Origin of the sequence: Streptomyces sp. GbtcB6 (assembly GCF_019091475.1) — a bacterium.
GTDB classification, from domain to species: domain Bacteria; phylum Actinomycetota; class Actinomycetes; order Streptomycetales; family Streptomycetaceae; genus Streptomyces; species Streptomyces hyaluromycini.
Window position 1 is genome coordinate 1 of the sequence record NZ_JAGXJL010000044.1, and the last position, 16,969, is coordinate 16,969.

11 protein-coding genes are annotated in these 16,969 nt (G+C 72.0%); 1 reads left to right on the forward strand and 10 read right to left on the reverse strand.

Annotated features, from left to right (window positions below; translation table 11 throughout):
- From KVT45_RS42955 to KVT45_RS42965, 3 genes are all read right to left on the reverse strand, one after another.
- Positions 1-1,184, reverse strand: a 1,184-nt coding sequence (locus KVT45_RS42955) for an ABC transporter ATP-binding protein (RefSeq protein WP_217554955.1), incomplete at its 3' end; no start/stop codon positions are given.
- Positions 1,184-2,074, reverse strand: a complete 891-nt coding sequence (locus KVT45_RS42960) for an ABC transporter permease (protein ID WP_217554956.1) — start codon at positions 2,072-2,074, stop codon at positions 1,184-1,186. The genes KVT45_RS42960 and KVT45_RS42955, both read right to left, overlap by 1 nt.
- Positions 2,071-3,054: an ABC transporter permease gene (locus KVT45_RS42965; protein ID WP_217554958.1), complete on the reverse strand. Its 984-nt coding sequence runs from the start codon at positions 3,052-3,054 to the stop codon at positions 2,071-2,073. Before KVT45_RS42965 ends, KVT45_RS42960 begins: the two co-directional genes overlap by 4 nt.
- A 176-nt stretch (positions 3,055-3,230) precedes the next feature.
- Between KVT45_RS42965 and KVT45_RS42970 the strand changes: the two genes are divergently transcribed.
- Entirely contained in the window at positions 3,231-4,925 is a 1,695-nt protein-coding gene (locus KVT45_RS42970) for an ABC transporter family substrate-binding protein (RefSeq protein WP_308311033.1), read from the forward strand.
- Positions 4,926-5,121: 196 nt separating this feature from the next.
- Here the strand turns inward: KVT45_RS42970 and KVT45_RS42975 are convergent, their stop codons facing one another.
- The 7 genes from KVT45_RS42975 to KVT45_RS43005 form a co-directional block, all read right to left on the reverse strand.
- Positions 5,122-6,348, reverse strand: coding sequence for an IS701 family transposase (locus tag KVT45_RS42975; RefSeq protein ID WP_254648184.1), 1,227 nt, complete (start codon positions 6,346-6,348; stop codon positions 5,122-5,124).
- Positions 6,341-8,500 carry an AGE family epimerase/isomerase gene (locus tag KVT45_RS42980; protein WP_217554960.1) on the reverse strand — a complete coding sequence of 720 codons (2,160 nt, stop codon included), beginning with the start codon at positions 8,498-8,500 and terminating at the stop codon, positions 6,341-6,343. Before KVT45_RS42980 ends, KVT45_RS42975 begins: the two co-directional genes overlap by 8 nt.
- Entirely contained in the window at positions 8,497-10,725 is a 2,229-nt protein-coding gene (gene glgX / locus KVT45_RS42985) for a glycogen debranching protein GlgX (RefSeq protein ID WP_254648185.1), read from the reverse strand. Before glgX ends, KVT45_RS42980 begins: the two co-directional genes overlap by 4 nt.
- Complete coding sequence (locus KVT45_RS42990) at positions 10,722-11,441, reverse strand: SDR family oxidoreductase (protein WP_254648186.1); 720 nt, start codon at positions 11,439-11,441, stop codon at positions 10,722-10,724. Before KVT45_RS42990 ends, glgX begins: the two co-directional genes overlap by 4 nt.
- A gap of 86 nt (positions 11,442-11,527) precedes the next feature.
- On the reverse strand, positions 11,528-12,862 hold the full coding sequence (locus KVT45_RS42995) for a sugar phosphate nucleotidyltransferase (protein ID WP_217554962.1): 1,335 nt from the start codon (positions 12,860-12,862) through the stop codon (positions 11,528-11,530).
- 225 nt (positions 12,863-13,087) lie between these two features.
- On the reverse strand, positions 13,088-14,932 hold the full coding sequence (locus KVT45_RS43000) for an MFS transporter (protein WP_217554963.1): 1,845 nt from the start codon (positions 14,930-14,932) through the stop codon (positions 13,088-13,090).
- 197 nt (positions 14,933-15,129) lie between these two features.
- A partial coding sequence (locus KVT45_RS43005; protein ID WP_254648187.1) for a serine hydrolase occupies positions 15,130-16,969 on the reverse strand: 1,840 nt, incomplete at its 5' end.

The window sequence follows — 16,969 nt, forward strand, 5'->3', positions numbered from 1 at the left end:
TCCGCGCCTGCGCCGTCCGGCGTGGCCGCCGGGGGCGCGGGCGGTCGGCCGGGCGGGCGTGCAGACGGCTCGGCGGCTGTGCCGCCCGGTGTGCCGTCCCGGTCCGCGCGCTCCGGCGGGCGGCCGAACAGCTCGGCCGCGGTCCAGCGGCGGACCTCCGGGATCCTTCGGCAGGCCGCCTCGTGGGCGTCGGGCGCCGAGGCGTCGGCGCGGGACGGGCTGTCCACTCCGGTGAGCGGGGGCTCGGCCGTAGGGCACCCCGGTTCCGCCAGGGGGCAGCGGGGGGCGAAGGGGCAGCCCGGGCCGGCGGTACCCGGTGCGGGGGCGGAGCCCGGCACCGGTGTGGGCGGCACCCGGGCGTCGAGGCGCGGCACGGAGCCGACGAGCCCGAGGGTGTACGGCATCCGGGGGCGGCAGAGCACCGCTGCCACCGGACCCGCCTCCACCACCCGCCCCGCGTACAGGACGGCGACCCGCTCCGCGGCACCGCCGACCGCGCCGGGGACGTGGCTGACGGGGACCACCGCCGCTCCCGTTTCCCGCCCCGCGGCCGCGAGCGCCCCAAGCACCTGGGCCTGCACGGTCCCGTCGTGCGCGCTGGCCGGCTCGTCCGCGACGAGGACCGCGGGCCGGTTCGCCACCGCCATCGCGATCATGGCCCGCTGGGGCATCCCGCCGGACAGCTGGTGGGGCAGGGCGCGCGCGGCCCTGGACGGCTGCGGCACCCCGACGAGGTCCAGCAGCTCCACCGCCCGCCGCAGCGCCGTCTCGCGCCGCGGGCGGGGGCGTTCGTGGATGCGCAGGGCCTCCGCGATCTGGTCGCCGACGCGCAGCACCGGGGTGAAGGCGTGCAGTGGATCCTGGAAGACCATGGCGATCAGGCGGCCCCGGAGGCCGGCCAGCTCCCGCTCCGGCCGCCCCAGCACCTCCTCGCCCAGCAGCCGCACCGAACCGCCGACCCGGGCACCGGGCGGCGCCAGCCCGAGCAGCGACAGCGCGGTGAGCGACTTGCCCGCGCCGGACTCACCGACCAGACCCAGCACTTCGCCGCGGCGCAGCGCGAGATCCACACCGCGCACCACGGGCACCGGCGCCCGCCGCCGCCCGCCCCCGAAGGCGACCGTCAGACCGCGCGCCTCCAGGACCGGGCTCGCCGGTCCGCGCGCCGCCGGGCCCGCGCCCATCAGGCGAGCCCCGACACGACACCGCGGGGCGGCCCGGCCGGCCGTACCGTCGTGGGGTCCAGGGCGTCGCGCAGGGCGTTGCCCAGGAGACTGACGGCCAGGACGAACGCGGTCAGCAGACCCGCGGGGAAGAAGAACATCCACGGATACACCAGGGCCACGTCGGACGCGTCCGCGATCAGCGTGCCCAGGGAGACGTCCGGCGGCTGGACGCCGAAGCCGAAGTAGGACAGCCCGGCCTCGCTGACCACCGCCCCGGCCACCGTGACCGTCGCGTCGGTGATCAGGAACGAGGCCAGGTGCGGCAGCACGTGCCGCCAGATGATCCGCACCGGTCCGACCCCCATCAGCCGCGCCACCACCACGAACTGCTGCTCCTTCAGCGAGCGGGTCATGCCGCGCACCGCCCGCGCGGTGACCATCCAGCCCAGCAGGGCGAGCAGCGCGGCCACCACGAGCCAGCCCCACCGCCGCAGCCGAGGGGCGAGCACCACAAGGACCAGGAAGCCGGGAAGAACCAACAGCAGGTCCGCCACGAACATCAGCGAACGGTCCGTCCAGCCGCCGAAGTACCCGGCGCAGGCACCCACCGCCGCCGCAAGACCGGTGGCGACCGCGGCCACCAGCACCCCGATCAGCAGCGACTTCCGCAGCCCGTGCGCGACCTGGGCGAACACGTCCTGCCCGATCCGGTTGGTGCCCATCCAGTGCCGCGCGTCCGGAGGTTGCCGCAGCGCCGTGTAGTCGACGTCCGGGTAGGACCACCGGCACACGTACGGCCCCGCGACCGCGAGCACCACCAGGGCCAGCAGCAGCGCGAACCCGCACAGCGCCCCCGGGTGCCGGGCCAGCCGGCCGAGCACGGCCCGCCCGCGCCGCCCCGCTCTCACGGCTGCCGTACCCGGGGATCGAGCAGCGCGTGCAGGACGTCCGCGACCAGCCCCGCCAGCAGGACGACGGCCGCGGCGAAGCCGTTGACCGCCACGACCGAGTTCACGTCGCCCTTCTCCACCGAGTCGATCAGCCAGCTGCCCATGCCGGGCCAGCCGAAGACCCGCTCGGTGAACACGGCCCCGGTGACCAGGGTGAGGACGCCGAAGGAGAAGAAGACCGTCATCGGCACCAGCGAGATCCGCAGCCCGTGCCGCAGCAGCGCACGCCCCGGGGTGAGCCCCTTGGCGCGGGCGGTGCGCAGATGGTCCGCGCCGAGCACGTCCAGGGTGGCGGCCCGCTGGTAGCGGCTGTACAGGGCGATCGCCGCGAGCGCCACACAGAGCGCCGGGAGCACCAGGTGGGCCGCCGTGTCCCGCAGGTGGACGGTCCAGTCGCCCTGCAGCCCGGGGGTGTGCTCGCCGGTGTACTTGACGACGTTGCCGCCCGCGGCCCGGTTGACCGCGAGCGCGCCGGTCTTCAGGAGCAGCGCCAGCACGAAGGTGGGCACGCACAGCACCGCGAAGGAGAACCCGGCCAGCGCCCGGTCGCCGAGCCCGCCGCGGCGGACCGCCGCCCACATCCCGGCCAGGGTGCCCACGGCCGTACCGGCCAGCGTGCCCACCAGCAGCAGCCGTACCGACACGCCGATCCGGCGGCCGAACTCGGCGCTCACCGACTGGTCGTCGACGGTGCGGCCCAGGTCGCCGTGGACGGCGCGGTCCGCCCAGTGCGCGAAGCGCTCCGGCAGCGGCGCGCGGTCGTCCATGCCGAGCCGGGACAGCTCGCGGTCGACGACCCGGGCCGACGGCGGTGGCCGGCGGTCCTCGAAGTACGCGCGTGGATCGAGCGCGGTGGAGGCGAGCGCGTAGGAGAGGACCAGGGAGACGAGGAACAGGACCATGCAGCGGACCAGGCGCCTGGCGATCAGGAAGAACATGGCACTCCTGACGGGGCACGGAGGGTGACGGCCCGGGCGGAGCGCGGGCGTCCGCCGGGGGATGGAGTCTGCCTTCTCTTCATTTGAGGGAAACATCGTGATGTTAAGCTCCGTCGCCACAATTCGCAGGAAAGTCAAGGCAGTTGGCGGTGCCGGGACGCCGGAGAGGCTGGCAGGTGGAGCGATTACGGGCTTGGTCCGCGTGGCTGGCCGTCTGGGCGCTCGTCGTCCTCACGGCGACCGGATGCTCCGGGTCCGGCGGGCACGACGACTCCCGGGACCGTGCGCTTCCCACCTACGGCACCTACGACATCAACGCCCTGCCGTCCGGGGACCTCCGCTCCGGAGGGACCCTGACCGTGCCGATCACGCAGATGATCACGCAGTTCAACTTCAACCACGTCGACGGCGCCCTGGACGACGTGTGGACCGTCGACACGATGACGGAGCCGCGGCTCTTCACCCGCGACGCCGAGGGCGTCCCCCGCATCGTGCGGGACTACCTGACCTCCGCCACCGTCTCCACCGCCGGCTCGCGCCAGGTCGTCACCTACCGGCTCGACCCGAAGGCCCGCTGGTCCGACGGCAGGGCCCTGAGCTGGCGGGACTTCGCCGCCCAGTGGCACGCGGTCGGCGGCGGCGACGACCGGTACCTGGTCGCCGACCCGAGCGGCTACGACCGTATCGCCGACGTCCGCCGGGGCGCCGGCGCGCACGACGTCGAGGTCACCTTCAAGAAGCCGTACGCCGACTGGCGCAGGCTCTTCACCCCGCTCTTCCCGGCCGTCGCCTACGACAGCCCGCAGCACTTCGACTCCGACTGGCAGGGCCGGCTCCCGGTCACCGCGGGCCCCTTCAAGCTCGCCTCCGTCGACCGTACGGCGCAGACCCTCACCCTCGTCCGCGACGCCGCGTGGTGGGGCACCCGGCCCCGGCTCGACCGCGTCGTCTTCCGCGTCCTCGACCCCGACGCCGCCCTGCAGGCCTTCCTCAACGGCGAGGTCGACGTCGTCAACGCCGCCACCAGCGATGCCTACGCCCAGCTGGCGAAGGCGCAGGACACCGCGATCCGGATCGGCTCCGCCTGGGACGAGGTGCACATCACGCTGAACGGCGCCGGCGGGCCGCTGGCCGACCGGGCGGTGCGCAACGCCCTCCAGCAGGCCGTGGACCGCCCGGCGCTGGCCGAGGTCGCGGCCGCGGGCCTGCCGGTGAAGGTGCCGTTGCTCGGCAACCACTTCTACATGACCAACCAGCCCGGCTACGCCGACGACTCCGGCCCCTACGGCCGCTTCGACCTCAAGGCCGCCGACCGCGCCCTCGACCAAGCGGGCTGGCGCAGCCAGGGCGCCGGGAGACCCAGGACGAAGGACGGCCACAGCCTCACCCTCCGCCTGGTGCTGAGCGAGGGCACCAACCGGCTCGGCGAGGACCTGGCCCAGCTCGTCCAGCAGATGCTCGCCCGGGCCGGCGTCCGCGTCGACATCGAGAAGGTGCCCGCCTCCGCCTACGGCCCGCAGTACCTGGACAAGGGCAACTTCGACCTCGCGATCTTCCGGTTCACCGGGCTGACGTACCCGAGCTCGGCCTACGCCGTCTACCGGCGCCCGGCCGGCGGCCAGGTCTTCGAGAACTACGGCCGGGTCGGCTCGGCGCAGGTGGATGAGCTGCTGGACAAGGCGGCAGGCACCCTCGACACCGGGGCCGCCCAACGGCTCTACAACGCGGCGGACACCGAGATCTGGCGCCTCGGCCACGACATCGAGCTCTACCAGCGCCCCCAGATCCTCGCCGTCCGCAAGGGCCTGGCCAACTACGGCGTCCCGGGCCTCGGCGACATCGACTTCACGAAGGTCGGCTGGGCGAAGTGAGCGTGGGCCGGCCGGGGGCGGAAGCGCGCGCACGGCGGCACGCGGAAGAGAGTCCGGTGCGGGGCGGGGCGGATTCGAACGCACGGTGGTCTCGGGCGGAGACGAGCCGGCGGCGGCCCCAGGTAGAAGCGCGCGCACGGCGGCCCCGTGCGGAGCTGTCCGCACGGGGCCGTTCCGGTCGTTGCGGTGGCGCTGTTCAGGCATGCGGTGTGCTCAGGGCTCTCTCGTCCGCCCGCTGGCGCACCATGTCGAAGCCGAGGGCGGCCGAGGCCAGCGTCACATGGTGGTGCCAGCCCCGGAAGGAGCGGCCCTCGAAGTCGCCGAGGCCGAACTCGTCGTGCATCCGGCCCAGCGCCTCCCCGGCGAACCTGCGCAGCCGGGCCAGCAGCACGATCTCCGCGAGCCGGCGCACCGGCAGGTTGGTCAGCCAGTAGGCCCGCGGCTGCGGCCGGCCGTAGGGCCAGTCCGCAAGCAGCATCCGCGGCCGCGGCGACGCGCTCGGAAAGCCCTCGGGAGAGCGCTCGGCCCGCAGCAGCACCGGAACGGCCAGGAACTCCGAGTGCCACATGCGTTCGGTCACCGGGTCGTGCCAGGTCACCGACGTCCGCTCGGTCTGCCGGACGGCGTGCGCGGCGAGTTCGGCCAGGGTGCCGCCGGCCCCCCGGGCGGCGGCCCGGCCGCGGGGGAGGAGCACCGGCGTGTGCGGCGATGCCTGGACCACATAGCCGAGCCCGCGGGCCTCCAGCCCCCGTAACAGGGGGTCCGGGTCCCCGTCGCCGCGCCAGTCGGCCAGCACCGGCAGCGGTTCCAGGGACCACTCGTCGAGCATCTCGTCGAGTGCTTCCAGTACGTAGCTCCACCGTGGACGGCAGCGCTCCTGCTCCGGTAAGTGCGCCTGGCCGCGCAGCCCTTCGTCCCGGTCCCAGCGGGTCGGCAGCACCAGCCGCCAGTTCACCGGGACCCCGCCGGCGTGCCCCACCAGCGAGGTCGCAAGGGCCAGCTGGCAGTTGACGGTGCGTTCCTGGGAGGCCGCGTACTGGCGGGCCACGCCGACCGAGCGGTCGCCGTTCTTGGCGAAGACGACCTCGTCCACCGACCAGGCCTCGGCCCGGAAGGCCCGGACCATCTGCCCGGCCAGCCGGCCGCGCACCGGCGCGGACGCCCAGGGACTCTGGTTCACGAACTGCTGTATCTGCTGCACCGCCCGCCGTCCGAGCACCTGCTCGGTGATCCGGGCGGGCGTCTTGCGGCCGGGCACGGCCAGCAGGCCGCGCAGGTACACCTCGCCCCAGCGCCGCTGGTCGGCCCGGGTGAACTGGCCGAACAGCTCGCCGCAATAGGCCGGCAGGTCGCGGGCACCGGGCGGGGCACCCGGGGTACGCACGGACGGTAACGGGAGTGCGATGGTCGCGAGATCACTCATGGTTGCAGTCGTCACCACCCTCCAGCAGGAAGGCGTCCGTGGCGAGCAGCGCGTCCGCGACCTCCGGCAGGGCGCAGCCCACGATCACGAAGTCGACGTCGAGCCCCGCCTTGGTGCGCTGGAACAGCAGCTCGTTGATGGCGGACCGGCACATCTCGCTGGTCTCGCAGAGGTGGAACTCCACCCGCCCCGGGGTGGCCGCCATGACCTCGCCCAGGATCCTGCGGAACTTGCCCAGTTCGGCGGCGTCGATCACGCCGCGGCAGCTGATGTGGGCGGTGCCGCCGTCGAACTCGCTGCGCATCCGCAGCCGCATCTGCGCGGGCTCCAGCTCCACCCGCACCCGCACCGGTTCGGTGCCCTCGGGCAGCCGTACCGTCAGGTCCTTGGCGTCGAAGTTCTGGTACGGCTGCCCGTCCACCCACACCCGGGTCAGCTCCGCCGAGCCGGCCGGCAGCAGGTCCGGCGCCACCCGCAGCAGCCGCTCCGGGAGGTCGTCCGGGCGCGGCCGGAAGTGCAGGGTCACCGGGTCGTTGCCGAGCAGCAGACCGGTGTAGGTCGCCGACAGGTAGCACAGCTCCAGCGCGTGGTAGCCCGCCATGGCGTGGCTGCCCTTGAGCCGCTCGGTGCCCAGCAGGTACGGGATGCCGTTGGCCAGGACGTTGAAGTAGACGCCGCCGTCCTCGTAGTCGAGGAAGTACGCGTTGTAGAACGACGCCGCCTCCCGGGCCAGCCGCAGGTGCTCGGGGTCGTCGGTGGTGCCGGCCAGGATGAGGTAGGCGAGGATCGCCTGCTCCTGCTGCCACCAGGCCTTGCGGTCGTGCCAGACCATGCGGTGGATGCCGCTGTCCGGGTCGGGCTGCCGCTCCACCACGTCGTACCAGCCGCTGCGCAGCCCGTCGCTGCCCACCGAGGGCATCAACTCGGCGATCCGCTCCGCCGTGGTGCCGTACTCGGGCTTGTCGTGCAGGGCCTTGATGCGGGTCAGGTTCCAGGTGATCTTGAGGTTGTGGCCGACCACCGCGCGGTCCTGCTGCCAGCCCCAGGTGCGGTCCGGGCTCCAGTCGGCGTGGAACCGTTCCTGCACGAACGGGGAGTTGGGCTCGTCCGGGAACCGCTTGACGATCGTGTCCGCGGTCTCCTCCAGGAGCGCGGCGAAGTCCGGACGGCCGGTCGCCAGATAGGCGTTGATCAGGTAGGCCGGGGCGTGGTCGCCGACGGAGTTCCAGTTCTTGCGGGACCGGTTGCGGCCCAGCGAGTCGGCGCCCGGGTCGAGGGCGATCGGGTCCAGGTGCGAGAAGAACCCGCCCTCGACCGGGTCGCGGAAGAACTTCTGGAACAGGGCGACCGTGCGGTCGATGTCGTTCAGGATCTTCGGGTCGCCGGTGATCCGGAAGGTCTGGGTGGGGCCGGCGAGCGCGTAGATCTGCTCGTACATCGGGATCGCGTCGTAGTCGTCCCCGAACTCCGAGGCGAAGACCGGCCGGTGGCCGTTGGCCGTGATGTCGATGCCGTGGTACCAGTAGGTGATCCCGTCCGCCTGGTCGTCCACCCGCATGTGCTCGCGCAGGTACTCGGTGCCGGACTCCGCCGCCTCCAGGAAGCGGTCCTCGCCGGTCAGCAGGTAGGCGGTGGCCAGCCCGTACACCAGCCGGGAGATGGTGTCGGTCTCCTGGCGCACGTCCTGGCCGTGGAAGTCCGGTAAGTGGGTGCCGCTGAGGGTGAGGTGGGTGCGGAAGTTGCGCCAGTCGTACACCCCGTCCGGGAACTGCCCGCGCAGGTAGAAGTCGGCGATGGCGGCGGCCTGCTGCACCCACCAGTTCGGGTGCTCGAAGACGTACTGGCCGCGGCTCTCCTCCGGGAAGGTGATCTCCTTGGCGTCGAAGCGGGCGCCGCCCTCCCACTCGTAGAGGATCCCGTACGCGAACAGGAACCGGCCCTCGGCCAGCATGTCGACGGTGTCGGCCGTGGTGTCGTGGTAGGAGTCGCCGAGGTTGCGGACGATGCGGGAGACGGCGTTGTGGGTCAGGTGGACCGTGAACTCACGCCCGTCCGGGCTGCGCAGACCGAACATGCGCCTTGTGGGGCTGTAGTGGGTGACGTAACCCGCCAGGGTGTCGGAGGTGATACGTCGTTGGGAGAGTGCGCTCATCGTCGCGTGCCCTTCTCGTCGGGCAGGGCCGCCAGCAGCACGACGCTGCGGCCCTGGGCGTGATAGGTGGGACCGTCGACCGGTTCCTCCGCGCCGGGCGGGAGGATCTCGTGCGGGGCCGGCCGGGCCGTGTCCAGGACGCGGTGCCAGCGGTGGCCGGGAAGGACGGGCAGCTCGAAGTCGAGGCCCAGGTGGTACATGTTGAGGACCAGGTGCAGGTCCGGGTCACCGTCGAAACCGCCGTACGTGCAGGCCAGCACATGGGCGTCGGGGTTCTCCCAGCCCGGCTGGTGCAGCCGCGTGCCGTGCCAGGTGATGTCCGGCAGAAGCCGGGGGTTGAGCCGCTCGGAGAAGAACTGCGGCTCACGGAAGGTGCGGTAGCGCTTGCGCAGCCCGATGACACCCCGGGTGAACCCGAGCGTCTCCCGTTCGGTGTCCGCCTGCTCCCAGTCGAGCCAGGAGAGCGGGCCGTCCTGGCAGTAGCCGTTGTTGTTGCCGGCCTGGCTGTTGCGGAACTCGTCGCCGGCCAGGAGCATCGGGACGCCGCGGCTGAGCATGAGGACCGACAGCAGGTTCTTGACCTGCCGCACCCGCAGCCCTTCGACCTCGGGGTCGTCCGTGGGGCCCTCGGAACCGCAGTTCCAGCTGTAGTTCTCGTTCGCCCCGTCGGCGTTCGCCTCACCGTTGGCGTGGTTGTGCTTGGTGTCGTAGCTGACCAGGTCGTTGAGGGTGAACCCGTCGTGGCAGGTGACGAAGTTGATGCTGTTGGTGGGCAGTTCCTCCTGCGGGGCGAACAGGTCGGCCGAGCCGCCGAGCCGTGAGGCGACCTCGCCGGCGATGCCCGCGTCACCGCGCACGAACCGCCGTACGTCGTCCCGGAAGGGGCCGTTCCACTGCGCCCAGCGCTTACCGGGGAAACGGCCCACCTGGTAGAGCCCGCCGCCGTCCCAGGGCTCCGCGATGATCTTCGTCTCGGCCAGGATCTGCGACAGCTCTATCGCCCACAGCGCGGGCGGCACCGCCATCTCGTAGCCCATCGGGCCGCGGGACAGCTCCGAGGCGAGGTCGAAGCGGAAGCCGTCGACGTGGTGCTCGGAGACCCAGTACTCCAGCGACTCCAGGATGAACTTGGTGACGATGGGGTGGTTGGCGTTGACCGCGTTGCCGCACCCGGTGAAGTCCATGTAGTGGGAGCGGTCCTGCGGCCACAGGTGGTAGTAGGCCTCGTTCGCCGCGCCCCGGAAACTGATCGTCGGGCCGAACTCGTTGCCCTCGCTGGTGTGGTTGAAGACCACGTCGAGGATGACCTCGATGCCCGCCTTGTGGAACGCCTTCACCATGTCGCGGAACTCGGTGATGTGGGTGGCCAGATGGGGGCTGGAGCAGTAGCCGGTGTGCGGGGCGAAGAACCCGTACGGGTCGTAGCCCCAGTAGTTGCGCAGCGGGATGCCGTCGGGGCCGGTGCGCAGGACCTGGGTCTCGTCGAAGTCGAAGACCGGCAGCAACTCCACGGCGGTTACGCCGAGTTCCTGCAGATGCGGGATCTTCTCGATGACGGCCGAGAAGGTCCCGGGGTGGTCCGCCCCGGAGGTCGGCGAGGCGGTGAAGCCGCGTACGTGCATCTCGTAGACGACGGTGTCGGCCATCGGGGTGCGCAGCGGGGTGTCGCCCTCCCAGTCGTAGTCGTCCAGGTCGACGACCAGGCTGCGCATGGAGTGCTCGACGTTGTCCCCGGGGCCGATCGCGCGGGTCCGCTCCCAGCGGCTGTTGACGTTGGCGCGGGCGTAGGGGTCGAGCAGCACCTTGCGGTGGTCGAAGCGGCTGCCCCCGGCGACGGGGTCGCGCGGACCCTCGATGCGGTAGGCGTAGACCTGGCCGGCGCCGAGCCCCTGCACATGGCAGTGCCAGAAGTGGAAGCTGCGGTGCCGCTCGGGGCGCAGCCGGATGGTCCGGTAGGGCTGCGGACTCTCGCAGTGCTCGAACAGCAACAGGTCGACGCGGGTGGCGTGCTCGGAGAAGACCGAGAAGTTGACCCCGTCGGCGTCGACGGTGCTGCCCAGCGGCTGCGGGTGGCCCGGGGTGACGCCGGGCTGGGGGACGTCGAGGGTGCCGGTCTCGGTGTCGTGGTCGGCGGGCAGGGTCATGTACGTGTTCGTGGCATCCGTCGTGGCGGTGGCGGTGGCGGTGGCGGCCGGCTGGTCCTGGGCCTCGGTCGAGACGCTCATGCGAACACCGCCCTGGTCCCGGCCGGGGCGTCGGCGCGCAGCCCGGCGAAGAGTTCGCCCCAGGGCACGGGGCCGGAGGCCGGGCCGGTCTCGCTGCGCATCTCGAACGTCACGCCGCGCGCCGCGGGCGAGTTGAGCGCCCGGACGCAGGCGTCGGCGACGTGCGCGCGGGCCACGAACCCGTCGCCGACGTCGCCCTGTTCCAGGTGCAGCACGCCGTGTCCGGGCTCGTCGGTCAGCCAGCCCGGCCGGATCACCGTGTAGGGCAGGCCCGAGGAGCGGACCGCGTCCTCGCCGGCCAGCCGCCAGTCCAGCATCCTGCCGTAGGCGTTCATGGGGTGGTCGCGGCGGGTGACGTGCCGCTGGCTGACGAGCACGAAGTGCCGGCCGGCCAGGGCGGCGCCCAGCACGTCGAGGACGTGGCGGACACCGCCGTGCAGGGTCGACTCCGGGCTGTCCGGGCCGGCGGCGTCGGTGCCCGGTTCCACGGCGTAGACGACGGCCGCGCACCCGTGCAGGGGGGTGCGGAGCGTGCCGGGGTCGCGTACGTCGGCCGTGAAGTACTGCGCCTGCGCGGGCATGTGCCGCCGGGCGCGCTGGGTGCTGCGGCCGATGACCCGGACGGTCTCGCCCCGGGCCAGCAACTGCCGGGTGACGAGCCGGCCGACCCGGCCGGTCCCTCCTATGACTGCGATCGGGCTGTCCATCGTGTCCATCGAGAAAACTCCCCAGGGCGGTAGCCGAGCCGGACGTATGGGGTGCGGGAAGGAGCGGGTGGGTGCCGGGGCGCGGCCGGATCCGGTCAGATCCAGCGCAGGATGTCGTCGGAGCTGGTCAGATGGGTGCCGGTGGGCAGACCGGTGAGGGCGGGGACCCGCAGCCGCGGATAGACGCTCACCCCCGAAAGACGGGTGCCGGGACGCAGGTCGGCGGCCTCGCCGATCGCCGAGTGGACGAGCCGGACGGGGTTGTCGCGTGCGGAGTGCACCCGCGCCATGGGCCCCACGTACGAGTCGGTGATCCGGGCGTACGGTCCGACGACGGCACCGTCGCCGATCGCCGTCCGGCTGAGCCGGGCGCCTTCGTCGATGTCGACGTCGTCGCCGACGTCCGTGTAGCGCAGCTTCACCCCGGGGCCGATCTCGGCGTTCCGCCCGATGCGCACGGCGGGGCCGAGCACCACGCTGCCCTCGGAGATCTTCTGGGCGAGGGTGGTGCCGTGCACGCTGTCCTTGGTGCGCAGGCTCGACTCGTGGATCCAGTACGGCGGGTCGGTGCTCACCGGCGCGCCCATGGCCCGGCTCATCCAGCGGTAGCGGCCGCGCAGCACGTCACCGAGGGTGGCCAGGTAGTCCGGGATGCTGCCGAGGTCGCCGAGCCGGTCGATGGGCGCGGCCGCGACCGGCAGCCCCCGCCGGACCAGCCAGGGCAGCAGGTCGCCGCCCCAGTCGAGGCGCTGCTGGGCGAGCCGGATCATCTCGGGGGTGCGGGCCGCCAGCCGCAGGCGGCCGCAGTCGACCAGGTACATGCCCGCGTTGGTGGGCAGGGTGAAGCCGTTGCCTGGCAACGATGTCTCGGGGAAGAGGCGGTGGACGCGGTCGAGGCCGGGCTTCTCCAGAAAGCCCGAGACGGTGCCGTCCGCGGCCGTCTGCATCACGCCGTACTTGCCGGCGATCTCCTCGGCCGTGCGGCCGACCGAGGCGACGGTCACGACGGCGTCGGCGGCGTCGTGCGCCTCGGTCAGCACGGGCAGCGAGAACTCGAAGACGGAGTCGACCGGCATGACCAGGGCGCGGCCGGTCAGGTCCCACTGTTCGAGGTTGTGCAGGGTGGCGGCGCCCGAGCCGACGTTGTAGCGGTCGAGCCGGGCCCGGGAGTAGTGGATCTCGACGCCGAACCGCTCGCCGCGGCCGAGCACGAGCTTGATCTGGCTGTGGTTCTCGGCGCCTTGGGCGACCACGTAGAAGCGGTGGATGCCCTGGTCCCGGCAGTTCTCGACGAGCCATTCGATGACGGGCCGGCCGGCGAACGGGATGAGCGCCTTGCTGCGGATGTAGTCCGAGGAGGCGAGGGTGAGCGGCTTGGCGCGTTCGCCCCGGCCTCCCGCCAGGATTATCCCTAACGTCTCGTCCCCCATGACTGCGCTGCCTCCTCGGCCGACGAATCAATGCCAATCAGTTAACTGAGGCCGTCATTGAGAGTCAAGTAAAAAGTAAAGAAAATGGGCGAACGGGAGCCGGTAAGGGCCTCTGCAGCCCTCTGGATCGCGTATCTGAGCTGGGAATATATAAAGAACAGGTGGATTGACTCAGGGAGTCAATCCACCTGTAAGGCAGCCAGTCATGTCAGTTGTGCGGGCGGGTCACTTCAGCTCGTCGGGGCAGGGCGTGCCCCGCGGCAGCTGGTACGGCGCCGCCAGCCGGTACGTCCCGGACCGCGGCGCCAGCAGCATCGTCCACTGGTCCCCCTTCGCGTCCTCCGGCGTCTCCATCAGGCAGCCGTTGACGTTGGTGTACGTCTTGGGACTGCCGTCGGCCCGGTGCTTGGAGGCCTCGGTCTCCTGGGGCGGCTTCAGGCTCTTGCCGTCCGCGTCGACGATGCTCAGCCAGGGCGAGTACGGGATCCGGATCAGGATGCGGCCGGCCTTGCGGACCTCGATGGTCAGCTCGCCCTGCTCGGCGCTGTCCACCACCGCGTTCGGCTCGGCGAGCGGCACCGGATCGGTCACCCGGAACAGCTGCCAGTTGGCGTCGCCCCAGATCTGCTTCAGATACGGCATCCCGCGCTGCACCAGCGCCCGCTCCCGCTCCCCGCCGTCGCCGTCGGGCTCGTCCTTCGGCAGGACGACGAAGTGCACGGCCCAGCGCTGCAGCCACTCGTGGTAGTTCGCGGAGTTCAGGGTGTCGTCGTAGAAGAGCGGGTTGCGCTCCATGTCGGCCTGCCGGTTCCAGCCGCGGGCCAGGTTGACGTACGGCGCGAGCGCGGAGGCCTCGCGGTGCGAGCGGGCCGGGATCACCTCGACGCGGCCCTTCTCGGCGCCGACCTGCTGGAGCTCGTTGACGAGCGGGGCGAGCTCGCGGGCCCAGGACGCGGCCGGGGTCGTGTGCAGGATGTCGTCGACCGACTTGAAGCCGATCCAGCCGACGGTGCCGAGGAACGCCAGGACGGTCACGTAGTACTTGCGCGAGCGCGGGACCGTGTACGGGAGGGCCGCGATCAGCGTCGCGCCCGCGAACAGCATCGGCAGCCGCGAGATGTTCGAGCCGATCTGCGAGCTGACCAGCCACACCAGCACCACGCCGAGGCTGTACACGGCCGCCGTCAGCCGGACCGTCTTCCACTCCTTCGGGACGAGGAAGAGACAGAGCAGGCCGTACGACAGGGGCAGTATCACCGAGCCGAAGCCCATCGGCTGGGTGCCGGAGAACGGGAACAGCCAGGCGGAGACCGCCACCACGGCCGCGGGCGCCAGGCCGAGCGCCCAGGCGCCCGGCCGCCGCTTCTGCAGGAACAGCGCGACCGCGACCAGTCCGACGAAGAGCCCGGCCACGGGCGACGACATGGTGGCGAGCGCGGCGAACGGCGCCGCGACGAGCGCCTTCGCCCACCTCCTGTGACGCCAGCGGTACGGCCAGCAGAACACCGCCCCGACCGAGGCCAGCGCGAACATCGTGCCCAGGCCGAAGGTGACCCGCCCGGACAGCGCGTTGCAGATCAGCGCGAACACCCCGGCGAGCGCGGCCCACAGGGGGTTCTTCACCGCGCGGCTGCGGATGAGGAGCAGGGTCAGCAGGCCGGCCGAGACGGTGCCGGCGAGCATCATCGTCGTACGGACACCGATCAGCGACATCAGGTACGGCGACACCACGCTGTACGACACCGGGTGCATGCCGCCGTACCAGGCGAGGTTGTACGCCGAGTCCGGGTGCCGGCCGACGAACTCGGCCCAGGCGTCCTGAGCCGCGAGATCGCCGCCGCTGTTCGCGAACGTGAAGAACCAGATGATGTGCAGGACGCCGGCGAGAGCCGTGACCGACAGCACCGGGTGGCGCAGCAGGCGTCGCCGCAGCGGCTCGGCGGCCCGCAGCAGCCGGTCGCCGAGCTTACGCTCCGTATGGTCCGCCGCTGCCGGCGGCAGGGCTATTCGCGGGCCCGATACCGGGCTCGGATCGGCGTTGTCGGCGCGTGTCGGCTCCGCTGTGGCCACCTGAAGGCACTCCCCGTGTCCCGTCTTCTGTTCTCGGCCGTGTTCCACGGTGTTACCGGCCGCTTTCCGTCCAGTTCGCGGCCGTGTCCCGGCGACCGGCGACCTGCCCCGATTCGCGACGCTAGCACGCACCCCGCCGCGGGGCCCTGGGGTGGGGCGCCATCGGCGGGGTGCGGTGACGGAATGCCGGTTATGGGTCAGCCGAGGCGGGTCAGCTTGCTCGTGAACCCGGGCTCGGCGAGGTCCTTCTCCAGGGCGACCGGAACCTGGACGGCGGAGCCGGAGCCGTCACCCACGGTGAGGGTGCCGACCTTGGTGCCGGCCTTCGCGGTGTGCGGCACGTCGTCCGCCTGGAACGACACCTTCACCTTCAGCTTCGACCAGCCGACGGCGGTGACGTCCTGCGTCGCCACGACCGGGGTGAGGCCGCCGAGCCCGTCGTCCACGTACCCGACGACTTCGCCCTTGACGAAGATCTTCGCCGGCTTCAGCGCGGCCTGGGCCGCCCGGATCAGCTTGTCGCCGCCGTTCAGGGCGGCGGTGAGGATGCTGTTGTCCGAGGCGGCGCTGGCGGGCTGGCGGAGCACCGCGCCGATGATCGTGCGGGTCTCGCCGCCGACCGTCTTCTTCGCGGCGAAGACCAGGTTGCCGAGGGCGGAGGTGGTGGTGCCGGTCTTGATGCCCACGACGTCGTTGTGGCCGACCAGCTGGTTCCAGTTGGAGTGGTTGACACCCTTGTAGTCGTCGTACGACATCATCGCGGCGACCTCGCGGAAGGACGGCTCGCTCGCCATGGCGGCCTTGGCCAGCTTCACCTGGTCCACGGCGGTGGACACCGTGGAGTCCGTGAGCCCCGACGGGTCGGTGTACGTCGTGTTCGTCATGCCGAGCTTCTTCGCGGTGGCGTTCATCTTCGCCACGAACGCCTTCTCGGAACCCGCGTCCCAGCGCGCCAGCAGCCGCGCCACGTTGTTGGCGGAGGCGATGAGGATGCTCTCCAGCGCCTCGCGCTGGGTGATCGAGTCGCCGGCCGTCACGTCGACGGTCGACTCCTGGCCGGCGTTCGCCTGGTCCTGGGCGGCCTGGTCGATCTTGATCTTCGGGCCGGCGGCGCCGCTCTTCAGCGGGTGGTCGCGCAGGACGATGTACGCGGTCATCACCTTGGCGACGCTCGCGATCGGCACCGGCTTCTGGTCGCCGGAGGAGCCGAACGTGCCGATGCCCTGGACGTCGAGGGCGGCCTGGCCGTCCGCCGGCCAGGGGATGTCCACCGCGCTGCCGTCGAAGGTGTACGTGTCCTTCGCGGTGAGGCCGAGGGTGGGCTGGGGGAGCGGGCGCAGAGTCTGTACGACCGCAAAGATGATCAGGGCGACGATGACCAGGGGCGTCCAGATCTTGACCCGGCGGAAGAGGGTCCTGACCGGGGTCTCCGGCGGCGGGGGCGTGTTGGTCAGCTCGGCGAGCAGGTCCAGCGGGGGCTTCGGGGGAAGCGGCTGCTGGGTGGTGCGCTCGGGGCCGATCTGGGGGAGGACGGTGGTGCGGGTGGTGGAGGCGGGCTCGGGCTTCGGGCCCTGCTTTATGTCCGACTTGAGGGCGACGAACCTGCTGGTGCGCTCGGCGTCGGCCTCGGGGTCGGCCTTGGCGTCGGCCTTGGCCTCGGGGGTCTTCGGCTGCGGCTTGGGCTTGGGCTTGGCGTCGCCCAGCTTGAGCATGGTGGTGGGCTGGTCGACCTGCGGGGGGCGGGGGGCCTTGAGCATGGTCGTGGGCTGGTCGACGGCAGCCGCGGGCTCGGCCTCGGCTTCGCCTTCGGCACCGCCGGTCTTCCCACCCGCACCACCCGTGCGGCCATCGTCGTCGGCCGCGGGTGGCCCCTGCGGTCCCTCCTCGCCGTCGGCGTCCGCGCCTCCGTCACCGGATCCGGAACCACCGTCCACCGACCCGGACTTGGCGCCCCGGGGCTCGTCACCGGGCGCGGCGTCCTCGGGCTCGTCCGTCGCCTTCGGCTTGTCCTGGGGCTTGGCGTCTTCGGGTTCGGTG